Raw genomic sequence first — 21,176 nt, 5'->3', positions numbered from 1 at the left:
CCGTCAGGCGGCGAGCGCGGCGGGGACGCGGTCGAGCGGCGCGCACGCCGCTTCGAGCCATTCGCGATCCGTCCCGCTCATCCCCGGCGCCAGCTTTTCGAACACCGCGGCGTGATAGGCGTCGAGCCAGTCGGCCTCGGCGGGCGAAAGCAGCGCGGGATCGACCAGATCGCGCGCGATCGGCGCGAAGGTGATCGTCTCGAACCCCAGCATCTCCTCCTCGGCATCGGCGATGGCTTGCGGGACGACGACGACGAGATTCTCGATCCGGATGCCGAAGGCGCCCGCCTTGTAATAGCCGGGCTCGTTCGACAGGATCATGCCCGCGTGCAACGGCTCCTCGGTCCCCGCCTGCCCGCCCGAGGGCTTGGCGATGCGCTGCGGCCCTTCGTGGACCGCCAGATAGGCGCCGACGCCGTGCCCGGTGCCATGCGCATAATCGACCCCGTCGGCCCACAGATATTGCCGCGCGAGAATGTCGAGCTGGCTGCCGCGCGTGCCCTTGGGGAAGCGCGCGGTGGCGAGCGCGATATGGCCCTTCAGCACCTGCGTGAAGCGGCGGCGCATCTCGGCGCTCGGCGTGCCGATCGCGATGGTGCGCGTGATGTCGGTCGTGCCGTCGGCATATTGCCCGCCCGAATCGACCAGATAAAGCGTGCCGGTCTCGATGGCGCGGTTGGTGGTCTCGTCGACCTTGTAGTGTGGCAGCGCCCCATTGGGGCCGGCGGCCGAGATGGTGTCGAACGACAGGTCGACGAGCGCGCCGCTCTGATCGCGAAAGCTACGGAGCTTCGCCGCGGCGCCGAGTTCGTCGAGGCCGCCCTGCGGCGCGACCTCCGCCATCCATTTCAGGAAGCGCGCGACCGCGACCCCGTCGCGGACATGCGCGGCGCGGGTGCCGTCGAGCTCGGTGGCGTTCTTGATCGCCTTGGGCAGCACCGCCGGGTCGCGGTGGCGCTCGATCTTCGCGCCCGCGGCTTCGAGCGCGGTGAAGATCGCCGCGACCGCGCGGTCGGGATCGACCGCGACCTTCTTGCCCGCAAGGCCGGCGAGCGCCGCCTCGAACGCGTCGCGATCGTGGATCCGGACGCTGTTGCCGAGGTGCGCGCGCACCGCGTCGGTGACCTTCTCGGGCGCGATGAACAGGTCGGCGGTCGCATCGGCATTCAGCAGCGCGAAGGCGAGCCCGACCGGCGTGTGCGTGACGTCCGACCCGCGGATGTTGAAGGTCCAGGCGATCGAATCGAGCGCGGTCATCACCGTCGTGTCGAGCCCCCTCGCCTTCAGCCAGTCGGCGACGACGGCGCGCTTGTCGGCCGCCGCCTGTCCCGCGAGCGCCGTGCCGTACACGGTGACCGGCGCGTCGCTCGGCGCCGGCTGGTCGTCCCACACCGCGTCGATCGGATTGCTGGCTACCGCGACCAGTTCGGCGCCCTTGGCGGCGAGCGCCTTTTCGAGCCCGCGCGCCCAGTCGATGCCGTGCAGCCAGGGATCGTATCCGATCCTCTGCCCGGCGCTGACGTTGGCGCCGAGCCATTCGGCGACGCTCGACTGCGGTACCCCGACATAATCGTAGAGGCCGCCGTCGACCTGGGCGCGCACCTGCACCGTATAGCGACCGTCGACGAACACCGCCGCCTTTTCGGGCAACACCGCCGCGGTCCCCGCCGAGCCGCCGAAGCCGGTGAGCCACGCCATGCGCTGCGCATAGTCGCCGACATATTCGCTCATATGCTCGTCGCTGATCGGCACGACGAACCCGTCGAGGCCGCGCGCCTTCAATTCGGCACGCAGGCGGGCGAGGCGATCGGCGGGGCTGGTGCTGGACCGGGGGGTAGACATGCGGCGTTCCTTGTTCCTACATCGCGGGCGATCCTGCCCACCGGGGGCGGCGCCGCGGGAGTTTTCCATGCGCCTCATTTGGATGTTTCTGGCGGCAATTGCCACCCCGCTTGTCGCATCGCCCCCGCTTTTGGCCCAAGAAAAGCAAGAGAAAGACGCCGATTTGACCGAACAAGCCCCCGCCCTGCCCCCTGCCCCCGTCGCCGACCAGCGCCCGTATCAGGTGACGCTGCACGGCCGGACGCTGTCCGATCCGTGGCACTGGCTGCGCGATCCCGGCTATCCGGAGGTCGATGACGCCGACATCCTCGACTATGTCAGGCAAGAAAACGCCTATTTCGACGCGGCGATGAAGCCGCATGCGAAGCTGGTCGAAACGCTGTTCCAGGAAATGAAGGGCCGCATCAAGGAAGCCGACGCGAGCGTGCCGCAGAAGGACGGCGACTGGCTCTATTGGGTCGAATTTGAGGAAGGAGCCGAATATAAGAAATGGTACCGCAAGCCCGCGTCGGGCGCGGGCGAGCCGGCGCTGATCCTCGACGAGGTCGCCATGGCCGAGGGCAAGGAGTATTTCCGCCTGTCCGACGTCTCGATCAGCCCCGACGGGCGGCTGATGGCCTATGCGGTCGACGACAATGGCTCCGAACGCTTCGAGGTGCGCTTCAAGGATCTGACGACCGGCGCGGCGCTTCCCGACGTCATCCCCGGCACGCTGTCGTCGCTCGTCTGGACCGCGGGCAACGACGCGATCCTCTACGGCCTCGCCAACGAGAACTGGCGCACCGACAATGTCCGGCTGCACCGGCTCGGACGCCCCGTGGCACAGGATAAATTGCTCTACAAGGAGCCCGACATCGGATTCGGCGTCGGGATCGGCAAGACCGCGGCGGACAATTACATCGTGATCGCGACCGGCGATAATGAGACGAGCGAGGTCTATCTGCTCCCCGCGGGCGATCCCGAGGCGAAGATGCAGCTCGTGTCGGCGCGCCAGAAGGGCCGCGAGTATAGCGTCGACGAGCGCGAGGGCACCCTCTACATCCTGACCAACGACGACCATCCGAATTTCCGCGTCGCGACCGCGAGCCTCGCCGCGCCGGGCGATTGGACGACGCTGATCCCCGGGTCGGATCACAGCTACATCACCGATCTTGCGATCTTCCGCGACTATTTCGTGCTCGAAACGCGCGAGGACGGGCTCGATCAGGTCGATGTCCGCAAATATGACGCGCCGCTGACCCCCGGCCGGATCCGGTTCCCCGAAGCCACCTATGTGGCGGGGCTCGGCGACAATCCCGAATATCATCAGGACAAGCTCCGGCTCGACTATGAATCGATGATCACCCCCGACACCGTCTACGACTATGACGTCGCGGCGGGGACGCTCGAGACGCTCAAGGTCCAGGAAATCCCGTCGGGTTATGACGCGTCGCAATATATAACCGAATGGGTCAATCTGCCGAGCCGCGACGGCAAGACGATGATTCCCGCCTCGCTCGTCTACCGCAAGGGGACGAAGCGCGACGGCAGCGCGCCAATGCATCTCTATGCCTATGGGTCCTACGGCTACCGGGTCGCGCCGGGCTTTTCGACGACGCGGCTCAGCCTCGTCGATCGCGGGATGATCTATGGAATCGCGCATGTCCGCGGCGGCGACGACATGGGGCGCGCCTGGTATCTCGCGGGCAAGACGAGCGAGCGCAAGAACACGTTCGACGACTTCGTCGACGTCGCGAAGGGGCTGATCGCCAAGGGCTATACCAGCGCGGGCAAAATCTCGATCGAGGGCCGCTCGGCGGGCGGGCAGGTGATGGGGGTGGTGTATAACGAAGCGCCCGAGCTCTGGGGCGCGGTGCTCGCGGGGGTGCCCTTCGTCGACGTGATCAACACCATGGTCGACGAGACGCTGCCGCTGACACCGGGCGAATGGCCCGAATGGGGCAACCCGATCACCGACAAGGCGGCGTTCGACTATATGCTGAGCTACAGCCCCTACGACAATGTGACCGCGAAGGCCTATCCGCCGATGCTCGTCTCGGCCGGCCTCAACGACCCGCGCGTCACCTATTGGGAGCCCGCCAAATGGGTCGCGAAGCTCCGCGCGACCCGCACCAATGACGCGACGCTGCTGCTGCGCACCAATATGGGCGCGGGTCACGCGGGCAAGTCGGGCCGCTGGGGCGCGCTCCACGAGGATGCCGAGGAATATGCCTTCGTGCTGACGCAGCTCGGGGTGGAAGACTAGGCTTCCCGCAAGCGGAGACACTGCTCCTTCAAAGGGGTTGTGTGCGGCACTTTTATTATATAAGCCCTTATATATGATTCGCCCCACCGGTCTCGGAACCCGCCTGCGCCTGCTGATCGCCGCGCTCGACGATGCGGTCGAGCGCGCTTATCGGGATGCGGGACTGGAATTTCGCCCACGCTTCTTCCCCTATTTCCAGCTCCTGATGCGCCGCGAATCGGCTTCGGTCGGCGAATGCGCCACCGAGCTGGGCTTCACCCAGCCCGCCGCGACCCAGACGCTGCAATTGATGGCGCGCTCGGGATGGATCGAGATCGTGCCGGGCGAGGACCGGCGCGAACACCGATACGCGCTGACGGCGGCGGCGCGCGACAGGATGCCCGCATTGCAGTCCATCTGGGACGCCATCGCCCGCGCCGCCGACGCGCTCGACTCCACCTTGCCGGCGCCGATCGCGACCACCATCGACGCCGCGCTCGCCAGTCTCGATCGCGAATCCTTTCATGCCCTGATCGCCAAGGAGCTGAACCCGTGAAACGCCTGCTCGCGACGCTCTTCCTCTTGATCCTGTCGATTCCCGCCGGCGCGCAGCCGATCACCGACGCCGACCGGACCGCGACGCTCGACGCCGTCGCCACCCTGCTCGAAACGCGCTACGTCGATCCCGGCAAGGGCGTCGAACTGGGCGACGCCCTGCGCAAGGCGGAGCCCATGTGGCGGGCGATAACCGACGGCCCCGCCCTCGCCGATGCTCTCACGGCCTGGCTGCGGCGGGAATCGGGCGATGGCCATCTCGCGCTCGATTACAGCGCGCGACCCATCCCCGCCGAAGGCGGCGACGAGGCTTTCACGGCCGAGGAGGTCGAGCGCTTCTACGGCGCGCATCTGAACCATGGCGTCGAAAAGATCGAAAGGCTCGATGGCAACATCATGCTGATCGACCTCCGCGTCTTTCCCCCGCCCGCGCTTGCGGGGGACGTGATCAGCGCGATGATGACCGTCGCGGCGCAGGGCGATGCGCTGATCATCGATTTGCGGAACAACGGCGGCGGGATGGAAACGCTCGACCTGATTCTCGGTCACCTGTTGCCCCCGGGCTCGCCGCTCAGCGGGGTCTATGATCGCCCGACCGATACGCTGGCGCCGCGCGCCTCGCCCATGTGGGTTCCGGGGCGGCGCTTCGGCGACACCAAGCCGCTCTATGTGCTGATCGGCCCGCGCACCTTCTCGGCGGCCGAAGCGCTCGCCTATGACCTGCAGGCGCTGAAGCGCGCAACGATCGTCGGCGCGGTGAGCGGCGGCGGCGCCAACCCGTTCGAATATCGCCGCGTCCATCCGCATTTCGCCCTGAGCTTGCCCGAAAAGCGTTCGGTCAATCCGATCACCGGTACCAATTGGCAAGGGGTGGGAGTGACTCCCGACGTCGCGGTGCCTCCCGAGCAGGCGCTCGACAAGGCGATCGCGCTCGCCCGCGCCGCGATCGCGGCTCAGCCCGGCAAATAGTCCCGCGCAACCAGCTCGGCTTCCAGCCCCGCCGCATCCTCGAACCGATGCGCCGCGATCCCGGCCGCTTCGGCGCCCGCGACATTGGCGGCATTGTCGTCAACGAACAGCGCGCCAGCGGGATCGATGCCGAAGCGTTCGATCGCGAGGGCGTAGATAGCCGGGTCGGGCTTCATCAGCTTCTCGGTGCCCGAGACGATGATATTGCGAAAGCGGTCGAAGATCGGCTGGGTCGGGCGGAAGCCTTCCCAGAATTCATGGCCGAAGTTGGTGATCGCGAACAGCGGCACCCCTGCAGCGTCGAGGCGTTCGACCAGTTCGAGGCTACCCGGCACCGGGCCGGGAATGGTCTCGTTGAAGCGCGCGGCATAGGCATCGATCAGCGGCGCGTGATCGGGAAATTCGGCCTTGAGCTCGGGGAGCATGTCGGCGAGCGGGCGGCCGGCGTCGTGCTGGAAATGCCATTCAGGGGTGACGACGTGACTTAGGAACCAGTCGAGTTCGCCCTCGTCAGCGATCAGCTTGGCGAACAGATAGCGCAAATCCCAGTCGAAGAGGACGCGGCCGACGTCGAAGATCACGGCTTGCCGAATCATGCGCCCTCCGGATACGCGAAAGCGCCGCCGGAAGCATCCGACGGCGTCACGCTGACCTGCACTGCACGCACGGGGCACGAACGCCCCGGCAGGGCCATCAGCCCTGGCGCGCCTTGAAGCGGCGGTTGGTCTTGTTGATCACATAGGTCCGGCCCCGGCGGCGGATCACGCGGTTGTCCCGGTGGCGGTCCTTCAGCGACTTCAGGCTGTTGCGAATCTTCATTGTTCTTGTCCGTAAATTTTCAGCGTTGCACGCGAAGCGGCGCACCTATGGGGAAGCGGGCGAAAAGTCAACTGTCCTTCCCTTCGTCATCCCGGGCTCGACCCGGGACCCGCCTTATTTCTTCAAGACAGGCAGGCCCCGGATCAAGTCCGGGGTGACGAGACGGAAAGAATCGTACCGCATTCCCTGGCTACGCAGCGAGGCGCCGCCCTTCGAGCGCGCGTTCCCAAGCGAGCGCGTGCGCGACGATCGTGTCGAGGTCGGCGTAGCGCGGCGTCCAGCCGAATGCGGCGCGAATCGCGCCATTGTCGGCGACCAGCGCATCGGGGTCGCCCGCGCGCCGCGCGCCCATATGCCGATCGATCCTGCGATTCGTCGCGCGGTCGACCGCGTCGAGCACCTCGAGCACCGAAAAGCCGCGGCCATAGCCGCAGTTGAGGCGGTGGCTGGTGTCGGGATCGGCGATCAGCGCCTCGAGCGCGAGCAGGTGCGCGGCGGCGAGGTCGCTGACGTGGATATAGTCGCGCACCCCGGTGCCGTCCGCGGTCGCGAAGTCGGTGCCGAAGACGTCGACATGGCCGCGCTTGCCGAGCGCCGCCTCGACCGCGACCTTGATCAGATGCGTCGCGCCCGCGGTCGACTGGCCGCTGCGCGCCTGCGGATCGGCCCCCGCGACGTTGAAATAACGCAGCGCGCAATAGTTGAAATCATGCGCCGCCGCGACGTCGGCGAGCATCGCCTCGGTCATCAGCTTCGACATGCCATAGGGATTGATCGGCCGCTGCGGCGCATCCTCGCGCACCGGAACCACATCGGGAATCCCATAGGTCGCCGCGGTCGAGGAGAAGATGAAGTGGCGCACCCCGCTGTGCACCGCGGTGTCGATCAGCGTCCGGCTGCGCGCGCTATTGTTGTCGTAATATTTGAGCGGATTGGCGACCGATTCGGGCACCACCACCGACCCCGCGAAATGCAGGATCGCGCCGATGTCGTGCTTCGCGACGATGCGGCTGACGAGCGCCGGGTCGGCGATGTCGCCTTCGTAAAAAGCGGCCGCTGCGGGCACCGCCCAGCGGAAGCCGGTGACGAGATTGTCGAGCACCACGACGCGCCACCCAGCATCGAGCAGCGCGAGCACGGCATGGCTGCCGATATAGCCGGCGCCCCCGGTGACGAGCACGGTGAAGGGACGGTCGGACTGCGGGCTGGTCGGGCGGGAGGCAGAGGTCACGGGCTTTCGGCTCCTTTGGCCGAAAAGCTAGCGCGAGAGTGGTTAGGGATTGGTTAGCGGGGGAGGGGCTTTACCCCGCCAGCGCCTTTTGCCGGCGGCGCTGCACCGACGAGCCATAGCCCATCGCCTCGCGATATTTGACCACGGTGCGCCGCGCGATGTCGTGGCCCTCGGCGGCGAGCTTCTGCGCGATCGTCTCGTCGGAAAGGATCGCCTTGGCGTCCTCGGCGTCGATCAGCGCCCGAATGCGGCTCTTCACCGCCTCGGCCGACACCGCGCCGTCGCCGTCGGTCGCGGAAATCCCGCTCGAGAAGAAATATTTGAGCTCGAACAATCCGCGCGCACAGCTGAGATATTTATTGCTGGTGACGCGGCTGACGGTCGATTCGTGCATCCCGATCGCCTCGGCGACCTGGCGCAGCGTCAGCGGTCGCATATGCGCGACGCCGTGGAGAAAGAAGCCCTCCTGCTGCTTGACGATCTCGCTCGCGACCTTGACGATCGTGCGCTGGCGCTGGTCGAGCGCGCGGACGAGCCAGTTGGCGCCCGCGAGCTGCTCGGACAGCCACGCCTTGCTCTTCGCCGCCGCGCCCTTGGCGAGTTCGGCATAATAGCGGCGGTTGACGAGCAGGCGGGGCAGGGTGCCGCTGTTGACCTCGACCGCCCAGCCCTTCGCGGTCTGGCGGATGTAGAGGTCGGGAACGACCGCCTGCGCCCGGTCGCCGCCGAATTTGAGGCCGGGCTTCGGATCATAGCCGCGCAGCTCGCGGATCATGTCGGCGAGATCCTCATCGTCGACCCCGCAGATGCGCTTCAATTGCGGAAAGGCGCCCTTGGCGACCAGATCGAGATGCGCGATCATCGTCGCCATCGCGGGGTCGTAACGGTCGGCCTCGCGCGCCTGGATCGCGATGCATTCGGCAAGATCGCGCGCGCCGACGCCCGACGGATCGAAGCTCTGGACGCCCGCCAGCACCGCCTCGACCAGCGCGAGCGGGACGCCGAGCCGCTGCGCCAGATCGGCAAGGTCGGCGCGCAGATAGCCCGCCTCGTCGATCAGCGCGACGATCTGTTCGGCGAGCATCGCTTCGATCCCCGAGAAACGCTCGCCCACCTGCGCGAGCAGGTGATCGTAGAGCGTGCCCTCGGCCTCGGCGAAGCTGTCGAAATCGATGTCCTCGCCCGTCCCCGACAGTCCGACGCTGTCGCTCGCGCTGTCGTGGTGGAAGCGCTCCTCGGCGAAGTCGACGTCGAGATCGTCGGCGACTCCCGCATCGGACGCGAGCGCCTGGTCGGTGTCGGGCGCCTCGGCCGCGGGCGCGGGCGGCTCCTCGCCTGGGTCGTCGGCGCCGCCGCCCTCATCGGCCGAGGCGGTGTCGAGCAGCGGATTGCCTTCGAGCGCTTCGGCCAGATAGGCTTCGAGTTCGAGGTTCGACAGCGCGAGCAGCTTGATCGCCTGCTGCAACTGCGGCGTCATCACCAGCGATTGCGACTGGCGTAAATCGAGGCGGGGACCGAGTGCCATCGCGCCTCAAACGGTCAAAGCGAAAAGCCCTCGCCGAGGTAGAGCCGGCGCACCTCGGGGTCGGCGACGAGCTCGGCGGGCGACCCGGCGAGCAGCACCTTGCCGTCGTAGATGATGCAGGCGCGGTCGACGAGGTCCAATGTCTCGCGGACATTATGGTCGGTGATCAGCACCCCGATGCCGCGCGTCTTGAGGTCCGCAACGAGGTCGCGGATGTCGCTGATCGAGATCGGGTCGATCCCCGCGAAGGGTTCGTCGAGCAGCATGATCGACGGGTTGGCGGCGAGCGCGCGGGCGATTTCGGCGCGGCGGCGTTCGCCCCCCGACAGCGCCATCGCGGCGGCGCTGCGCAGCCGGGTGAGGCCGAATTCCTCGAGCAGCTCGTCGAGGCGGCGCTCGCGCGCCACCTTGTCGGGCTCGGCGAGTTCGAGCACCGCGGAGATATTCTGCTCGACCGTCATGCCGCGAAAGATCGAGGTTTCCTGCGGCAGATAGCCGAGGCCGAGGATCGCGCGGCGGTACATGGGAAGCGCGGTGATGTCGGCGCCGTCAAGCATGATGCGCCCGGCGTCGGGCTTCACCAGCCCCATGATCGAATAGAAGCAGGTCGTCTTGCCCGCGCCATTCGGGCCGAGCAGCCCGACCACCTCGCCCTTGCCGACCGACAGCGACACGTCGGAGAGGACGGTGCGCTTGTCGTAGCTTTTGGCGATCGACACCACCGCGAGCCCGTTGCCCGCCGCCGCGTCCTGCTGGACATGCGCGGTGTGCTCGGCAACGCCGTGATCGCCTTCGGAAAGCGTCGCCACAGTGGATTCGTCGGTCATGCTCAGCTTGGATCCGTTCTAGCCCCGTTGGGGCGTTACCCCAGGCGCGGCGCGAAGGTCAATCTGGCAAGATTTTTGCAGGAGCTCCCCTCCCTGAAAGGGAGGGGCTGGGGGTGGGTCGCCGCAGGCGTTCTTTCTTGGCCGCACACCCGCCCCCGACCCCTCCCTTTCAGGGAGGGGAGAATCAATGCCCCGCCGACGCCCCGCGGGCGACGCCCGACTGCGCCAGCTGGTCGTCGATCGCGGCGACGAGGCGGGCGAGGGCGGCCTCGTCCTTCGCCTCGGCACGGGCGACGAGCACATCCTGGGTGTTCGAGGCGCGGAGCAGCCACCAGCCGTCCTCGGTGCGGACGCGCGCGCCGTCGGTGCGGTCGAGCGTCGCGCCCGACGCGGCGAGGCGATCCAGAACCTCGTCCACAATGGCGAATTTACGGGCCTCGTCGACCTGGAAGCGGAGCTCGGGCGTGTTGGCCATCGGCGCCATGTCGCCGCGCAAGGCCGTGACGCTCTTGCCGAGCTTGGTCGCCGCCTCGATCAACCGCACCGCGGCATAAGGCGCGTCGTCATAGCCATAATAGCGGTCGGCAAAGAAGATATGCCCGCTCATCTCGCCCGCGAGCGGACTGCCCGTTTCCTTCATCTTCGCCTTGATCAGGCTGTGCCCGGTCTTCCACATCAGCGGCGTGCCGCCCAATTCGGCGATGCGGTCGAACAGCGCCTGGCTCGCCTTCACATCGGCGATCACCGTCGCGCCGGGCATCTCCTTCAGCACCGCCGCGGCGTAGATCTGCAGAAGCTGGTCGCCCCAGATCACCCGGCCCTCGCCGTCGATCGCGCCGATGCGGTCGCCGTCTCCATCGAAAGCGACGCCGAAATCGAGGCTCTTCTCGGCGACGAGCTTTCGAAGGTCGGCCAGATTCGCCTCGACCGTCGGGTCGGGGTGGTGGTTCGGAAAATGACCGTCGATATCGGTAAAGAGAAGATGATGCTCGCCCGGCAGGCGCGCGGTGAGTTTCTCGATGACCGCGCCCGCCGCGCCGTTGCCCGCGTCCCAGCCGATGCGGAAGGCGCCGCCGGCGAAGCCCTCGACCAGCCGGTCGACATAGGCGTCGACGAGATCGATGCTCTCCGCCGTGCCGTCGCCGCTTTCCCAGTCGCCCGCGGCGGCGAGTTCGCCGATCCGCTGAATGTCGGCGCCGAAGAAGGGGCGCCCCTGAAACACCATCTTGAAGCCGTTATAGTCGGGGGGATTATGGCTGCCGGTTATCTGTATGCCGCCGTCCACCTTTTCGGTTGAGGCCGCATAATAGAGCATCGGTGTCGGCCCGAGTCCGACGTTCAGAGCATCGACCCCCGCCGCGTTGATCCCCTCGATCACGGCTTCGGCGAGCATCGGCGACGACAGGCGTCCGTCATAGCCGACCGCGACCCGCTTGCCCCCCGCGCGCTTGATCAGCGTCGCGAAGCTCCGTCCGATCGCGGTGGCGTCGGCGGCCGACAGCGTGTCGCCGACGACGCCGCGGATGTCATATTCGCGCAGCATCGTGGGGTGGAAGATATGGGTCATGACTATCCTCTTGGGAGAGAGTTGTTCAGGCGGCGGCGAACAGGTCCCCGTCCGGGTGCAACCGCTCGCGCGCCGGAAGGTTCAATCCGCCCATCGCCTCGCGCAGCTCCTGCCGCGCGACGACATGGCCGATGCCCATGCCGCCGAGATGCGCCTTGTCGAGCAAGGTCAGCCCGGCGGGGAAGAGCTCGCGATAGATGACGCGCTCGCCGAGCCCCGGGATGACGCGGAAACCGACGCGGCGCGACAGCTGGTTCAGCGCCTCGCCGACGCGGCGCATATTGTGCGCGTCGACATGCTGGAGGCGATTGCGGAGCACGATCCAGTCGATCGTCCGCCCATCGGTCTTTGCGCGCGCCTTGCGGGTGTCCCAGATCAGCTCGGAATAGAAGCTGGGGCGGGTGACCTGAAAGGTCTCGGGATCGACCTGACCGATCAGGTCGAAGTCGATGAAGCTGTCGTTGATCGGCGTGACCAGCGTATCGGCGCTGGTCGCGAGGTGGCGCGCAAAGATATCGTCGCGCCCCGGCGTGTCGGCGACGAAATAATCGGCGCCCTCGGCGAGCCGCGCGACCTGATCGTCGAGTTCCTCGATCGTCGACCCTTCGAACACTTCAAAGCGCGGGGTGGGCAGGGCGATGTCGCGGCGCTTCGCGGTATTCTCGCGATTTTCCAGATAGCGGTGAAAGGTGCGCTGGCGCGGGTCGAGATCGATCCCCGCGACGCGCCAGCCGAGGCTGGTCAGCGCGACCGCGAAATGCACGGCGCAGGTCGATTTGCCCGTCCCGCCCTTTTCATTGGCAAAGATGATGCGGTGCGGTGCGGGCGTCGTCATGACCGTTGCGATTTTCCTGCTGGCGCGGCATGGCAACCGCATCGGTGGCGTATAGGCGCCGCCAATATCGGAGGGCGGGCAAGGGTGCAAATCATCCGTGATATCGCCACGCTTCACCGTGCCGTTTCGGCACTGAAGCAGGGCGGAAAAAGCGTCGCGCTGGTGCCGACGATGGGGGCGCTGCACGAGGGGCATCTGTCGCTGGTGCGGATGGCGCGGCGCGTCGCCGACCATGTCGTCGTGTCGATCTTCGTCAATCCGACGCAATTCGGCCCGAACGAGGATTTCGCCGCCTATCCGCGCGACGAGGCGCACGACGCCGCGCTGCTGGTCGAGGAAAAGGCGGCGCTGCTCTGGGCGCCCGACGTCGCGGTCATGTATCCCGAAGGCCATAGCACGCATGTCGAGGTCGCCGAACTCGGCGCCGATTATTGCGGCGCCGCGCGGCCCGGCCATTTCGACGGCGTCGCGACCGTGGTTGCCAAGCTGTTCAACCAGGTTCGTCCCGACATGGCGATCTTCGGCGAAAAGGACTGGCAGCAGCTCGCGATCATCCGCCGCATGGCGCGCGACCTCGACTTCGGGCTCGACATATTGGGCGCGCCGATCGCGCGCGACGCCGACGGCCTCGCGCTGTCGTCGCGCAACGCCTATCTGACGAAAGACCAGCGTATCGCGGCCGCGGCCTTCCCCAAGGCGCTGAAGGCGGCGGCGGCGGCGATCGCGAGCGGCGCCGATGTCGCGGAGGCGCTCGCCGGGGCCGAAGCGGCGATCGCTGCCGGAGGCTTCGACAGCGTCGATTATGTCGCGCTCGCCGACGCGAACAGTCTCGAACGATTGACGGTACTCAGGCAGCCCGCGCGCTTGCTCGCCGCGGCGCGAATGGGAAAGACGCGGCTGATCGACAATCTGGCGGTGGGGTAAAGCCGCCCCTGGATTGCTTCGCTGCGCTCGCAATGACGAGGCCAGAAATGCCGGATTCCCGGCGCTTCCTCGCCTTATCCCCAAAAATTCACCTCATCGTTAACGCTTTGTTGACCATGAACCGCAAGGTTGGGGGGCGAAGCTTCCTGTGGGGGGAAGCAAAGGGGGTTATCATGGCGAACAGTCTGAAGTCTGCCCAATATCTGATCGAAAGCCGGCTGCTCGACGCGGCGCGCGGCGACGCCAATGCCTATTTCGATCTCGGCATCGCCTTTTCGACCGGCACCGGCGGCGTCGATGTCGATCTGATCCAGGCGCATAAATGGTTCAATCTCGCCGCGCTCGGCGGCAGCGTCGAGGGGCAGCAATGCCGCGCCGACCTGTCGGATGAAATGAGCCGCGACGAGATCGCCGAGGCGCAGCGCCAGGCGCGCGCTTGGCTCGACGAGACCGCCCGACGGCCGGCGGCTCGGCGCTTCGCCGCCTGAGATTTCGCCGCTGCGTGGCTTTTTGAAGCTCACGCAAAGGCGCAAAGGCGCGAAGAAAAAGATCTCACACAAAGACACAAAGAGGGCGCGATGCCACTCGATCGTCGCGCCGATTTCGATGCCGCTGGAAAAAGGCCGTGCGAAGTCCGGTCAGACAATCTTCAACGATGGACGCGAGACGGGACGGCAGAAACCGCCTTCTTTGTGTCTTTGTGTGAGATTATCCGAAAGCCAACCGCGCAATTCTCTTCGCGCCTTTGCGCCTTTGCGTGAGCTTCATTCGGCCCGCCGGAAGGGCATATGCCCTTCCAGCCATTCGAGTTCCTGCTCCTCGGCCGCGCGCTCGCGCTCCAGAAAGTCGGACACCGCGCGGCGGAACCCCGGATCGGCGATGAAATGCGCCGACCAGGTCGCGACCGGGCCATAGCCGCGCGCGAGTTTGTGTCCGCCCTGCGCGCCCGCCTCGACGCGCGATAGGCCGCGCGCGATCGCGATGTCGATCGCGCGATAATAGCAAAGCTCGAAATGCAGATAGGGGATGTCGGAAAGGCAGCCCCAATAGCGCCCGTAGAGCGTGTCGGCGCCGAGGAAGTGCATCGCCCCCGCAACCGGCCGCTCGTCCGCATAGGCAAGGACCAGGATGATGCGATCCGCCATCCGCGCCCCCATCAGGTCGAACGCCGCGCGCGTCAGATAGGGATGCCCCCATTTGCGCGCGCCCGTGTCCTGATAAAAGGCCCACATCGCGTCCCAGTGCACGGGCTCGATCGCGGCGCCGCTTACCTCCACGATCCGCAAGCCTTCGACCGCCCGCGCGCGTTCCTTGCGAAGCTGCTTGCGCTTGGCCGAGGTCAATGTGGCGAGGAAATCGTCGAAGCGCGCATAGCCGGCATTGGCGAAATGGAACTGGATGTCGCGGCGCACCAGCCAGCCTGCGTCCTCGAACAGCGGCATCTGTTCGGGCGCGACGAAGGTCGCGTGCGCCGAGGACAGCTCGTTCTGCCGCACCACGGCTTCGGCGGCGCGGATCAGCAGCCGCGCGTCCTCCTCATTCTGCGCGAGCAGCCGCGGGCCCGGCACCGGCGTGAACGGCGCCGCGATCTGCAGCTTGGGATAATAGGCGCCGCCCGCGCGTTCCCACGCGTCGGCCCAGGCGTGGTCGAAGACATATTCGCCCTGGCTGTGCGATTTGAGATAGACGGGCGCGGCGGCGACCAGCGCGCCGGCCGCATCCTCGACCAGCAGCGGCGCCGCCTGCCAGCCGGTGCCCGGCCCGACGCTGCCCGATTCCTCGAGGAGCGAGAGGAAATCATGGCCGACGAAGGGGTTGACGCCGCCCGCCAGCGCGTCCCACGCCGCCGCCTCGACCGCGGCGACGCCGGTGCCGAGCGAAATGGTGCGGGCGGGCGGGTCGGCTTCGGCCATCGGATCCTGGGGTCCTAGGCCGGCTTCACCGCGACGATCGCGTCGGCCTCGACCGCGGCGCCGAGCGGCAGCACCGCGACGCCGACCGCCGCGCGTGCATGGCGGCCCGCTTCGCCGAACAAGGTTTCGAACAGCTCCGACGCGCCATTGGCGACCTTCGCCTGGTCGGTGAAATTCGGGGCGCTGTTTACGAACACGCCCAGCTTCACGATGCGCTCGACCCGCGACCAGTCGCCGCCCAGCGCCTGCCCGACCTGCGCGACCAGCATCAGTGCGCAGCGGCGCGCGGCGTCGTAGCCGCTCGCGACGTCGGTATCGTCGCCGAGCCGGCCGGTCACGACCTGTCCGTCGCGAAACGGCAATTGCCCGCTGATGTGGAGCAGCCCGCCATGCTCGACGACGGGCACATAGGCGGCGACCGGCGCGGCGGGCCTGGGAAGTTCAAGGCCGAGGTCGGCAAGCTTTGCGGAAATGTCCATGGAATGTCCTTTATACCAGTTCGGGGCCGGGGGCCGGGATATTTTCGGCGAGCCGCGCGAGGATCCAGTCCTGCGCTGCCGCCCAATCGTCGATCCGCGCATGCGCGTGGGGGGAGGGGGCGATCTTGTCGGCGATCGCGGGTTCGCCGACCATGTGCAGGCGCCACACCTCGGGCGCCTCGGCCGCGACCGAAGCATGATGGCCGGCGAGATCGTCGATGAAGACGGCGACGCTGGGTTTCCGCTCGTCGAGCAGCCGCCGCACCGGCTCGCCCTTGCCGCCGCGGCTCCCGATCACCGGCGCGGCGAGCCCGAGCGCGGCGAGCTGTGCGCCGCGCGCCGCCTGATGGTCGGGACCGACGTTGGTGAGCACGACGATATCGGCCGCGCCGCCGATCGCCGCCATCGCCGCCATCGCGCCGGGAATCGGCGTTTGCCGCGCCATTTCGGTGCGGAAGAAGCCGTCGAGCAGGGGCCAGACCTCGGCCGCTTCGAGGGGCGTGCCGCACTCCTTGCGCTTCAACGCGCCGGCGAAGCTCGCATCCTCCATGCGGAACAGCACGCCATGCGCCTCGTCGACCCATTTCGCGAAGGGCACGACCATGTGCATCAGCACCTCGTCGCAATCGGTGATGACGAGCGGGCGGGTCATGCGTCTTGTCCTTCCAGTCCTTCGAGGCGGCGCGCCGCGGCCGCAAGCGCCTCGGGCTCCCTATCGAGCGCCGCCGCGCAGGCGACAAGATCGGGCTCGTGCGCGGCGAGAAAGCCGAGGATGGCGCCGAGCGTCGCGCGATCACCGAGCGAGGACCGCAGCGTCGCCGGGTCGAGCCCCGTCATCCCAAGCAACCGCTCGGCACGCGGCTCGTCGGCCAATATCCAGCCGAGCGCATGGAGCGCCAGCGCTTCGTCGCCGTCGTTCACGTCCGAAAATCCCCTTGGCCGCGAGGCAATTGTGTCATGCGGCCGATTCGCCTAAACGGGCCGCGGACGCAAGCGGGGAAAGCCAGAATCATGGGCAAGACCATATTGGTGGTCGAGGACAACGAACTCAACCTCCGCCTGTTCTGCGACCTTCTGAATGCCCATGGCTACAGCGCGCACCCGGTGCGCGATGGCCGCGACGCGCTGGCGAAGGCACGCGAGGTGTCACCCGACCTCATCATCATGGACATCCAGCTGCCGCACGTCAGCGGGCTCGAGCTGATCGGCCAGATGAAGGCCGATCCGGCGTTGAAACCCGTGCCGATCATGGCGGTCACCGCCTATGCGGGGAAGGGCGACGAGGAACAGATCCGCGCCGCGGGCGCCGAGGCCTATGTCTCGAAGCCGATTTCGGTGATCAAGTTCATCGAGAGCGTGGGGGTGTTTGCCTGAAGGAGCGGCTGGGAAGGGCGATGTCGACCGCACCCGGTCGCTTCTCCTCTTTCGTCATCCCGGACTTGATCCGGGATCCATGACGACGGTGCAGCTGGATCCCGGATCAAGTCCGGGATGACGAATATCTAAAACCGACCGGAAGTTGTCGATCCTCCCCGGCACGGGGAGGGGGACCACCGAAGGTGGTGGAGGGGCACGGGCGGAGTCGCGCTACGGATAGAGGGCAGGAAACATCTCGCGTGCCCCTCCACCATGCTTCGCATGGTCCCCCTCCCCCGTTGGGGGAGGATCGTCCCCTCCCCACCCCAAAGCGGACGCAGCGCCGGTAAGAGCACCTACCTCTTCGCACCCGCCCGGACATGCTGTAAACTGCCGGCCTTTCCGAAGGAGAGCAGGCATGGCGGGCGGTCTCGCGATCGTGCTGAGCGGCGGCGGCGCCAAGGGCGCGTTCCAGGTCGGGGTCGTCCACGAACTCGTCGTCAACCGCGGCGTCCGCATCGACATCGTCGCCGGGGTCTCGACCGGCGCGATCCAGGCATTGGGGGTCGCGCAGGACGATGTGCCCGGGCTGCTCGACGCGTGGCTCGGCATCAAGGGCAATGGTTCGATCTACAGGGAGCGGCCGCTCGGGGTCGTCGGCGGTATCCTCGGCGAGGATGCGATCTACGACGCCGCACCCTTGAAGCGCCTGCTCAAGGGCTTCGCCGACGAGGAGAAGCTCGCGGCGAGCGGGCGCAAGCTGCTGCTCGGCGTCGTCAACCTCGGCACCGGCACCTATCGCAGCATCGACGAGAGCGTGCCCGGCATCCACAATTGGGTCTATGCGAGCTGCGCGATGCCGCTGTTCTTCGATCCCCTGAAGACCCGCGCGCGCGACGGGACCGAGGAGCAATGGGTCGACGGCGGGGTGCGCGACGTCACGCCGCTGAGCGCCGCGCTGGAGATGAACCCGCGCGGCGTGATCGCGGTGCGCGCCTCGCCCGCGCCGCAGCCGGGACGGGTCCGCACCTACGGCAATCTGATCAAGATCGGACTGCGCGCGGTGGACATCCTGCAATCCGAGGTTTCGGCCAACGACCTCGCCGGCGCCGCGCTGATCAACGATCTGATCGCGGCGCGCGAGGCGCAGCTCCGCGCGCTCCAGACCGAAGGCATCGGCGGCGCGCAGGCCGCGCGCATCCTGCGGCCGCTCGACGTCCAGATCGCGCGCTATCGCTTCGCGCCGATCCGGATCATCGAGCCCGAGGAGGAATATTCGGAAACGCTGGAATTCGACCCCGCGAAGATCCGCGCCGCGATCGACGCGGGACGCCGCGCGGTCGAGCATGAATGGGACGCGCTCGAACCGCTGCTCAGTTGAATGTCGCGATCAGACCGCACACGCGCCGCGGCGCGACTCGATGCGACGCGGCGAAGCAGCGGGCGGATTCCACGGCGCGGCATAGTGGATGGCGACCGCCGCGGCCGAGCTTTCGGTAACGGTGGTCCAGGCGCGGCTGAACCAGTTTGCGGGGCGATGGGTCATTGTCTGTCTCCTGCCGTCCGGGCCGCAGGATGGGAGAGGGACGGCCCGGACACCGTGCTTCTACGCCGAGGGTGACGGCGATTGGCGCCTAAATTCATCGTGTGAACGACCAATTTTCGCATTATAAAGCATTTCATGCGAAAAATAATCGATCTCGACCGTTTCGATCGCCGCCTGCTCGAGCTGGTGCGCGAGGATAATCTTCAGCCCGCGCGGGTGCTGGCGGAGAAGGTCGGGCTCTCGGTATCGGCGGTGCTGCGACGGCTGCGACGGCTGCGCGAGGAGAAGGTCATCGTCGCCGACATCGCGGTGGTGAACCCGGTGCTCACCGGCTCGGCGCTGACCATGCACGTCCTCGTCCAGATGCAGCAGGCGGGCCCGCAGGCGATGGACGGCTTCGCGCGCGCGATCGTGCATCATCCCGAGGTGACCGGCGCGTGGGACGTCACCGGCGAGGATGATTTCCTGCTGCGGGTCCAGGTCGCCACGATGGAGGAATATGACGCCTTCACCCGCCGCGCGCTGGGCGAGGACAAGGGTATCCATTCGTTCACGACGCTGATCGCGATCCGCAACATCATCGAGAACGACGTCGCGCGCCGCCCGCTGCGCGACCGTTAGAGCGGCGAGCCTTTAATCTGACCTACCGTCCGTTCGTGTCGAGCGAAGTCGAGACACCCATCGTCGTGGCGCAAGGCCGATGGGTGTCTCGACTTCGCTCGACACGAACGGAATTGCGGTGATGCTGATTTAACGCACGGCGCTCTAGGGGCGCGGGAGCAACGATCCCCTCCATGCCGTCTCCCCGGACTTGATCCGGGGTCCCGCTTGATACCGGGACCAGACGATCCTTCAAAAAGCGGGATCCCGGATCAAGTCCGGGATGACGGAGGGAAACAGGCAGCGCGCGTTCCCCAACCCAAGGCGGAGCTGCCCTCTACCCGTCGCGCCCATAGACGTCGTCACGGAACGCCACCCCGCCCTTCACCGCGACGGCGGTGAAATAGGTGAGGTAGACCGGCACTTCGGCGGGCAGGGGGACCGCCTGTTCGGGCGCGCCGCTCTTCGCACGCAGCGGGCGCTGGAACAGCCAGCGGCCGAGTTCGGACGCTTTCTCGAGGCGGATGCAGCCGTTGCTGAAATGGCGGTCGTCCTTCTTGAGCAGCGCGCGGTCGGGGGTGTCGTGGAGGTAGATGCCTTCCTTGTTGGGGAAGAGGAATTTGACCTTGCCCATCGAATTATGGCTGCCCGGCAGCTCGCGCAGGCGCAGCAATTGCTTCCCCGCCGCCACCGCCTGCCAGTCGATTTCCGCGGGATCGAGCTTGCGCGGGTTCGGCCCCCAGTCGGACAGCGCCTCCATATGGAGCGACTTGAGGCTGCGCCCGGCGAGTATCTTGGGCGCGATGCTGCGTTCGGCGAGATAGTCGGGGACGTTCCAATAGGGGTTGAGGATCGCCCACTGGATATTGCCCGCGAGCATCGGCGTCTGGGTCTCGCGCGCGCCGACGACGACGCGCATCGAGCCTTCGCGCCGGCCGCCGCCATAATAATAGAGCTGCCCCGACGAAGCATCGACGACGATATGGTGCGTCCAGGGGCCCGGGAGGATGCGCGCGCGGTCGAGGTTGAGCGCGAGCCGGTCGAGCGCCGCCTTCGACGCACCCGATTCGCGCGCCTGGCCGACTAGGCGGCGGAGGCGGAGATAATGGTCGCTCATCCACGCCATGCCCTTCATATAGGCGCCGAAATCCTTGGGAAAGGCGGCGGCGCGAAGCACCGCTTCGGCGTCGGGGCGCTTGGGCTTCAGCGCCTTGTCGGCCCAGATCATGCCGACGTCGCGCGCGCGGCGCTGGTCGCGGACATAGGCGGCGAAGGCCTTCGACAGGTCGAGTTCGGCGCGCGCCAGCGCCGCCGCGTCGCCGCCCCTCGCCGCCGCGAGCCGCGCGCGCAGCCGGTCGGGTTCGTAGGACGCGGGCCTGAGCCCGTCGAGCCGCGCCGAATCGAGCCAGCCGAGCAGGCTCTGCGCCGGCGCGCCGATCTGGCCCGCGCGCACCCACAGCGGACGATAGCCGCGCGCGGCATAGAAGCGCTTGAGGTCGCCGTCCGCTTCGTCGCGCAAGAGCAGCGCGACCGCGTCGTCGATGGGGACGGTGGTGCGCGATGCAGGGGATCGGTCGGCGGCGAGGGCCGGAGCGGGGAGGGCAAGGCCCGGCGCTGCGGCGGCGAGGATCAGGAAAAGGGGGATGCAGCGGCGCCGCATCCCCGTGACGTGGGGGCTCAGCCCCTCTCTCCGACCTGGGTCGGCGGCGGGGGCGGAGGCGGCGCCATCGGCGCGTTCGGATGATAGATGCCGTCTGCGGTGTAATAGCCGTCGATGATGCCGTCACCGTCACGATCGGCGGCAACGCTGCCGGGAACCGCGCCGGGCGGCGGCGGCGGAGCAGCGGCGACTTCTTCCTGGTTCGAGCAGGCTGCGAGCAGCAGCGCGGTCGCGCCTGCAAGCATGAGAGGTTGGAAACGCATCGATCACTCCCTTGGCTTATGACCCGTGCAAAAGACGGGCC

23 protein-coding genes are annotated in these 21,176 nt (G+C 67.3%); 8 read left to right on the top strand and 15 right to left on the bottom strand.

Annotation, left to right across the window (positions count from 1 at the left end):
• Positions 1-3 precede the first annotated feature (3 nt).
• Positions 4-1,842 carry an aminopeptidase P family protein gene (locus ACOTSS_RS18185; protein WP_448689364.1) on the bottom strand — a complete coding sequence of 613 codons (1,839 nt, stop codon included), beginning with the start codon at positions 1,840-1,842 and terminating at the stop codon, positions 4-6.
• Positions 1,843-1,924: 82 nt separating this feature from the next.
• On the opposite strand from ACOTSS_RS18185, the gene ACOTSS_RS18180 reads away from it, so the two are divergent.
• From ACOTSS_RS18180 to ACOTSS_RS18170, 3 genes are all read left to right on the top strand, one after another.
• Entirely contained in the window at positions 1,925-4,087 is a 2,163-nt protein-coding gene (locus ACOTSS_RS18180; protein WP_448691372.1) for a S9 family peptidase, read from the top strand.
• 73 nt (positions 4,088-4,160) lie between these two features.
• A complete protein-coding gene (locus ACOTSS_RS18175; RefSeq protein WP_448689363.1) occupies positions 4,161-4,622 on the top strand; it encodes a MarR family winged helix-turn-helix transcriptional regulator in 462 nt (153 codons plus the stop codon).
• Complete coding sequence (locus ACOTSS_RS18170) at positions 4,619-5,590, top strand: S41 family peptidase (protein ID WP_448689362.1); 972 nt, start codon at positions 4,619-4,621, stop codon at positions 5,588-5,590. The genes ACOTSS_RS18175 and ACOTSS_RS18170 overlap by 4 nt, the downstream gene beginning before the upstream one ends.
• Here the strand turns inward: ACOTSS_RS18170 and ACOTSS_RS18165 are convergent.
• From ACOTSS_RS18165 to ACOTSS_RS18135, 7 genes are all read right to left on the bottom strand, one after another.
• Positions 5,575-6,186 carry an HAD family hydrolase gene (locus ACOTSS_RS18165; protein WP_448689361.1) on the bottom strand — a complete coding sequence of 204 codons (612 nt, stop codon included), beginning with the start codon at positions 6,184-6,186 and terminating at the stop codon, positions 5,575-5,577. The genes ACOTSS_RS18170 and ACOTSS_RS18165 overlap by 16 nt on opposite strands.
• 97 nt (positions 6,187-6,283) lie before the next feature.
• Positions 6,284-6,409 carry a type B 50S ribosomal protein L36 gene (gene ykgO / locus ACOTSS_RS18160; RefSeq protein ID WP_003046794.1) on the bottom strand — a complete coding sequence of 42 codons (126 nt, stop codon included), beginning with the start codon at positions 6,407-6,409 and terminating at the stop codon, positions 6,284-6,286.
• Between the two features lie 190 nt (positions 6,410-6,599).
• Positions 6,600-7,640, bottom strand: a complete 1,041-nt coding sequence (gene galE / locus ACOTSS_RS18155) for a UDP-glucose 4-epimerase GalE (protein WP_448689360.1) — start codon at positions 7,638-7,640, stop codon at positions 6,600-6,602.
• A gap of 70 nt (positions 7,641-7,710) precedes the next feature.
• The gene (rpoN, locus tag ACOTSS_RS18150) at positions 7,711-9,165 is read right to left on the bottom strand and encodes an RNA polymerase factor sigma-54 (RefSeq protein ID WP_448689359.1); all 1,455 of its coding nucleotides are present in this window, start codon (positions 9,163-9,165) and stop codon (positions 7,711-7,713) included.
• A gap of 14 nt (positions 9,166-9,179) precedes the next feature.
• Positions 9,180-9,992, bottom strand: a complete 813-nt coding sequence (gene lptB / locus ACOTSS_RS18145) for an LPS export ABC transporter ATP-binding protein (protein WP_095387857.1) — start codon at positions 9,990-9,992, stop codon at positions 9,180-9,182.
• A gap of 184 nt (positions 9,993-10,176) precedes the next feature.
• Positions 10,177-11,559: a phosphoglucomutase/phosphomannomutase PgmG gene (gene pgmG / locus ACOTSS_RS18140; protein ID WP_448689358.1), complete on the bottom strand. Its 1,383-nt coding sequence runs from the start codon at positions 11,557-11,559 to the stop codon at positions 10,177-10,179.
• 25 nt (positions 11,560-11,584) lie between these two features.
• Positions 11,585-12,394 (bottom strand): division plane positioning ATPase MipZ, encoded by an 810-nt coding sequence (locus tag ACOTSS_RS18135; protein WP_448689357.1) that lies wholly within the window; start codon positions 12,392-12,394, stop codon positions 11,585-11,587.
• An 84-nt stretch (positions 12,395-12,478) separates the two neighbouring features.
• Between ACOTSS_RS18135 and panC the strand changes: the two genes are divergently transcribed.
• Both panC and ACOTSS_RS18125 read left to right on the top strand, forming a co-directional pair.
• Complete coding sequence (gene panC, locus ACOTSS_RS18130) at positions 12,479-13,318, top strand: pantoate--beta-alanine ligase (RefSeq protein WP_448689356.1); 840 nt, start codon at positions 12,479-12,481, stop codon at positions 13,316-13,318.
• 173 nt (positions 13,319-13,491) lie between these two features.
• Positions 13,492-13,806 carry a sel1 repeat family protein gene (locus ACOTSS_RS18125; protein ID WP_095387853.1) on the top strand — a complete coding sequence of 105 codons (315 nt, stop codon included), beginning with the start codon at positions 13,492-13,494 and terminating at the stop codon, positions 13,804-13,806.
• Positions 13,807-14,082: 276 nt separating this feature from the next.
• Here ACOTSS_RS18125 and ACOTSS_RS18120 read toward each other — a convergent pair whose 3' ends face one another.
• Genes ACOTSS_RS18120 through ACOTSS_RS18105 form a run of 4 tightly spaced genes read right to left on the bottom strand, consistent with a single transcriptional unit; the run spans position 14,083 to position 16,631 of the window.
• A complete protein-coding gene (locus ACOTSS_RS18120; RefSeq protein ID WP_448689355.1) occupies positions 14,083-15,231 on the bottom strand; it encodes a GNAT family N-acetyltransferase in 1,149 nt (382 codons plus the stop codon).
• A 14-nt stretch (positions 15,232-15,245) separates the two neighbouring features.
• Complete coding sequence (locus ACOTSS_RS18115; protein ID WP_448689354.1) at positions 15,246-15,710, bottom strand: RidA family protein; 465 nt, start codon at positions 15,708-15,710, stop codon at positions 15,246-15,248.
• Between the two features lie 10 nt (positions 15,711-15,720).
• Positions 15,721-16,362, bottom strand: a complete 642-nt coding sequence (locus ACOTSS_RS18110) for an HAD family hydrolase (protein WP_448689353.1) — start codon at positions 16,360-16,362, stop codon at positions 15,721-15,723.
• Positions 16,359-16,631, bottom strand: coding sequence for a DUF3572 family protein (locus ACOTSS_RS18105; RefSeq protein ID WP_448689352.1), 273 nt, complete (start codon positions 16,629-16,631; stop codon positions 16,359-16,361). Before ACOTSS_RS18105 ends, ACOTSS_RS18110 begins: the two co-directional genes overlap by 4 nt.
• A gap of 90 nt (positions 16,632-16,721) precedes the next feature.
• On the opposite strand from ACOTSS_RS18105, the gene ACOTSS_RS18100 reads away from it, so the two are divergent.
• Both ACOTSS_RS18100 and ACOTSS_RS18095 read left to right on the top strand, forming a co-directional pair.
• Complete coding sequence (locus ACOTSS_RS18100; RefSeq protein WP_095387848.1) at positions 16,722-17,084, top strand: response regulator; 363 nt, start codon at positions 16,722-16,724, stop codon at positions 17,082-17,084.
• A 400-nt stretch (positions 17,085-17,484) separates the two neighbouring features.
• The gene (locus tag ACOTSS_RS18095) at positions 17,485-18,447 is read left to right on the top strand and encodes a patatin-like phospholipase family protein (RefSeq protein ID WP_448689351.1); all 963 of its coding nucleotides are present in this window, start codon (positions 17,485-17,487) and stop codon (positions 18,445-18,447) included.
• Positions 18,448-18,456: 9 nt separating this feature from the next.
• On the opposite strand, the gene ACOTSS_RS18090 is transcribed toward ACOTSS_RS18095, so the two are convergent.
• Positions 18,457-18,612 carry a hypothetical protein gene (locus ACOTSS_RS18090; RefSeq protein ID WP_448689350.1) on the bottom strand — a complete coding sequence of 52 codons (156 nt, stop codon included), beginning with the start codon at positions 18,610-18,612 and terminating at the stop codon, positions 18,457-18,459.
• A 135-nt stretch (positions 18,613-18,747) separates the two neighbouring features.
• On the opposite strand from ACOTSS_RS18090, the gene ACOTSS_RS18085 reads away from it, so the two are divergent.
• Positions 18,748-19,233 (top strand): Lrp/AsnC family transcriptional regulator, encoded by a 486-nt coding sequence (locus ACOTSS_RS18085; RefSeq protein ID WP_448689349.1) that lies wholly within the window; start codon positions 18,748-18,750, stop codon positions 19,231-19,233.
• 316 nt (positions 19,234-19,549) lie between these two features.
• Here the strand turns inward: ACOTSS_RS18085 and ACOTSS_RS18080 are convergent, their stop codons facing one another.
• Both ACOTSS_RS18080 and ACOTSS_RS18075 read right to left on the bottom strand, forming a co-directional pair.
• Entirely contained in the window at positions 19,550-20,872 is a 1,323-nt protein-coding gene (locus ACOTSS_RS18080; protein WP_448689348.1) for a L,D-transpeptidase family protein, read from the bottom strand.
• Between the two features lie 17 nt (positions 20,873-20,889).
• On the bottom strand, positions 20,890-21,135 hold the full coding sequence (locus ACOTSS_RS18075) for a hypothetical protein (protein ID WP_448689347.1): 246 nt from the start codon (positions 21,133-21,135) through the stop codon (positions 20,890-20,892).
• Positions 21,136-21,176 lie beyond the last annotated feature (41 nt).

The organism is Sphingopyxis sp. NJF-3 (genome assembly GCF_053514865.1).
Note: the sequence above shows the minus strand (reverse complement) of the source record. Positions and strands in the feature narration are given on the sequence as shown.

What these genes read in the sequence shown, in the direction of transcription:
- ACOTSS_RS18075 (WP_448689347.1), bottom strand. Translation starts at nt 21,135, where the DNA reads ATGCGTTTCCAACCTCTCATGCTTGCAGGCGCGACCGCGCTGCTGCTC.
- ACOTSS_RS18185 (WP_448689364.1), bottom strand. Translation starts at nt 1,842, where the DNA reads ATGTCTACCCCCCGGTCCAGCACCAGCCCCGCCGATCGCCTCGCCCGC.
- ACOTSS_RS18135 (WP_448689357.1), bottom strand. Translation starts at nt 12,394, where the DNA reads ATGACGACGCCCGCACCGCACCGCATCATCTTTGCCAATGAAAAGGGC.
- ACOTSS_RS18080 (WP_448689348.1), bottom strand. Translation starts at nt 20,872, where the DNA reads ATGCGGCGCCGCTGCATCCCCCTTTTCCTGATCCTCGCCGCCGCAGCG.
- ACOTSS_RS18110 (WP_448689353.1), bottom strand. Translation starts at nt 16,362, where the DNA reads ATGACCCGCCCGCTCGTCATCACCGATTGCGACGAGGTGCTGATGCAC.
- ACOTSS_RS18115 (WP_448689354.1), bottom strand. Translation starts at nt 15,710, where the DNA reads ATGGACATTTCCGCAAAGCTTGCCGACCTCGGCCTTGAACTTCCCAGG.
- pgmG (WP_448689358.1), bottom strand. Translation starts at nt 11,559, where the DNA reads ATGACCCATATCTTCCACCCCACGATGCTGCGCGAATATGACATCCGC.
- ACOTSS_RS18175 (WP_448689363.1), top strand. Translation starts at nt 4,161, where the DNA reads ATGATTCGCCCCACCGGTCTCGGAACCCGCCTGCGCCTGCTGATCGCC.
- ykgO (WP_003046794.1), bottom strand. Translation starts at nt 6,409, where the DNA reads ATGAAGATTCGCAACAGCCTGAAGTCGCTGAAGGACCGCCACCGGGAC.
- ACOTSS_RS18090 (WP_448689350.1), bottom strand. Translation starts at nt 18,612, where the DNA reads ATGACCCATCGCCCCGCAAACTGGTTCAGCCGCGCCTGGACCACCGTT.
- ACOTSS_RS18120 (WP_448689355.1), bottom strand. Translation starts at nt 15,231, where the DNA reads ATGGCCGAAGCCGACCCGCCCGCCCGCACCATTTCGCTCGGCACCGGC.
- ACOTSS_RS18165 (WP_448689361.1), bottom strand. Translation starts at nt 6,186, where the DNA reads ATGATTCGGCAAGCCGTGATCTTCGACGTCGGCCGCGTCCTCTTCGAC.
- ACOTSS_RS18125 (WP_095387853.1), top strand. Translation starts at nt 13,492, where the DNA reads ATGGCGAACAGTCTGAAGTCTGCCCAATATCTGATCGAAAGCCGGCTG.
- ACOTSS_RS18100 (WP_095387848.1), top strand. Translation starts at nt 16,722, where the DNA reads ATGGGCAAGACCATATTGGTGGTCGAGGACAACGAACTCAACCTCCGC.
- ACOTSS_RS18085 (WP_448689349.1), top strand. Translation starts at nt 18,748, where the DNA reads ATGCGAAAAATAATCGATCTCGACCGTTTCGATCGCCGCCTGCTCGAG.
- rpoN (WP_448689359.1), bottom strand. Translation starts at nt 9,165, where the DNA reads ATGGCACTCGGTCCCCGCCTCGATTTACGCCAGTCGCAATCGCTGGTG.
- ACOTSS_RS18180 (WP_448691372.1), top strand. Translation starts at nt 1,925, where the DNA reads ATGTTTCTGGCGGCAATTGCCACCCCGCTTGTCGCATCGCCCCCGCTT.
- ACOTSS_RS18095 (WP_448689351.1), top strand. Translation starts at nt 17,485, where the DNA reads ATGGCGGGCGGTCTCGCGATCGTGCTGAGCGGCGGCGGCGCCAAGGGC.
- lptB (WP_095387857.1), bottom strand. Translation starts at nt 9,992, where the DNA reads ATGACCGACGAATCCACTGTGGCGACGCTTTCCGAAGGCGATCACGGC.